The sequence below is a fragment of the Aeromicrobium sp. genome (assembly GCF_036675695.1).
In the GTDB taxonomy this organism is placed as follows: domain Bacteria; phylum Actinomycetota; class Actinomycetes; order Propionibacteriales; family Nocardioidaceae; genus Aeromicrobium.
Window position 1 is genome coordinate 1 of sequence record NZ_JAKFEL010000264.1, and the last position, 2,269, is coordinate 2,269.

Consider the following 2,269-nt stretch of genomic DNA (forward strand, 5'->3'; position numbering starts at 1 on the left):
TGACAGAAATGAGGTCGAGTCGGCTCATCTGATGTGCCGCGTGAGCAGATGTGCCGACTCGCCAGTGTCTGCGTGAGCAGATGCGCCGACTCGCCAGTGTCTGCGTGAGCAGATGCGCCGACTTGGGAATGATCCGGCAAGCCCTGCGTTGAACCGTATGCGTAGAGTTGAGTGACATCGACTCAACTGTTTTGCCAGACCGGGCGCCAGGCGTCAGGATGGTGAGCATTCCCCACGTTCGCAGGTCCCCGGACATCCCGGGCCAAGCAGGAGGTAGAAACACATGGCTCGAGCCGTCGGCATCGACCTCGGAACGACGAACTCCGTCGTCTCCGTCCTTGAAGGTGGCGAACCCACCGTCATCACCAACGCCGAAGGCGCCCGGACGACCCCGTCCGTCGTCGCCTTCACCAAGTCCGGCGAGGTCCTCGTCGGCGAGGTCGCCAAGCGACAGGCGGTCACCAACGTCGACCGCACCATCCGGTCCGTCAAGCGCCACATGGGCGAGGACTGGAAGGTCGAGATCGACGACAAGACCTTCACCCCGCAGCAGATCAGCGCGTTCGTGCTGCAGAAGCTCAAGCGCGACGCCGAGGCCTACCTCGGTGAGACGGTGACCGACGCGGTCATCACCGTGCCGGCGTACTTCTCCGACGCGCAGCGCCAGGCGACCAAGGAGGCCGGCGAGATCGCGGGCCTCAACGTCAGCCGCATCGTCAACGAGCCCACCGCCGCGGCGCTGGCCTACGGCCTCGACAAGGGCGACGACCAGACGATCCTCGTCTTCGACCTCGGTGGCGGCACGTTCGACGTGTCCCTGCTCGAGATCGGTGAGGGCGTGGTCGAGGTCAAGGCGACCTCCGGCGACAACCACCTCGGTGGCGACGACTGGGACAACAAGGTCGTCGAGTGGATGGTCACCAAGTTCAAGAACGCCAACGGGGTCGACCTCGCGGCCGACAAGATCGCCAAGCAGCGCCTCCAGGAAGCTGCCGAGAAGGCCAAGATCGAGCTGTCCTCATCGAGCGAGACCACGATCCACCTGCCCTACATCACCCACGGCGAGTCGGGTCCCCTCCACTTCGAGGAGAAGCTCACCCGCAGCGAGTTCCAGAAGCTCACCGCCGACCTGCTCGAGCGCACCCGCGCGCCGTTCAAGAACGTGCTCAAGGACGGCGGCGTCGCGATCGACAAGATCGACCACGTCGTGCTCGTCGGCGGCTCCACCCGCATGCCCGCCGTGAGCGACCTCGTCACCGAGCTGCTCGGCGGCAAGCAGCCCAACAAGGGCGTCAACCCCGACGAGGTCGTCGCCATCGGCGCGGCCCTCCAGGCCGGTGTCCTCAAGGGCGAGGTCAAGGACGTGCTGCTCCTCGACGTCACCCCGCTCTCCCTCGGCATCGAGACCAAGGGCGGCGTGATGACCAACCTCATCGAGCGCAACACCACCATCCCCACCAAGCGGTCGGAGATCTTCACCACGGCCGACGACAACCAGCCCTCGGTCGAGATCAAGGTCGCCCAGGGCGAGCGCCAGATGTGGTCGCAGAACCAGCCCCTCGGCAACTTCGAGCTGACCGGCCTGCCGCCGGCTCCGCGCGGCGTGCCGAAGATCGAGGTCACCTTCGACATCGACGCCAACGGCATCGTCCACGTCTCCGCCAAGGACCAGGCGTCCGGCCGCGAGCAGTCGATGACGATCTCCGGCGGCAGCGCGCTGTCGAAGGACGAGATCGACCGGATGGTCAAGGAGGCCGAGCAGTACGCCGAGGAGGACGCCAAGCGTCGCGAGTCCGTCGAGGCCCGCAACCAGGGCGACCAGCTCGTCTACACGACCGAGAAGTTCCTCACCGACAACGACGACAAGCTCCCCGAGGACGTCAAGACCGAGGTCAAGGCCGACCTCGACGCCCTCAAGGAGACCCTCGCCAAGGAGGACGCCACCTCCGAGGAGATCGGCGCCGGCGTCACCAAGCTCGGCGAGTCCAGCCAGAAGATGGGCGCCGCGATGTACGCCGCTGCCGAGGCCGACGCGGCCGCTGCGGGTGGTGCCACCGGCGCCACCGGCGAGGCGGACGACGACGTCGTGGACGCCGAGATCGTGGACGAACCTGCCGACGAGTCGACCGAGGGTGGCGACAGCGACGCAGCCGAGGGTGAGTCCAAGTGACCTCATCCGGGTCCTTCGGGGACGCGGCGGCCGAGATGGCCAACGAGACCGAGGTCGAGGAGCCCCAGGGCTCCTCGGCCCCGGCCGGCCAGCCGGCGG

General features: G+C 67.1%; 1 protein-coding gene. It reads left to right on the forward strand.

Going from position 1 to position 2,269, the window contains the following annotated elements; translation table 11 throughout:
• Nucleotides 1-283: 283 nt before the first annotated feature.
• Nucleotides 284-2,170, forward strand: a complete 1,887-nt coding sequence (dnaK, locus tag V6M39_RS17750; protein WP_332645151.1) for a molecular chaperone DnaK — start codon at nt 284-286, stop codon at nt 2,168-2,170.
• Nucleotides 2,171-2,269 lie beyond the last annotated feature (99 nt).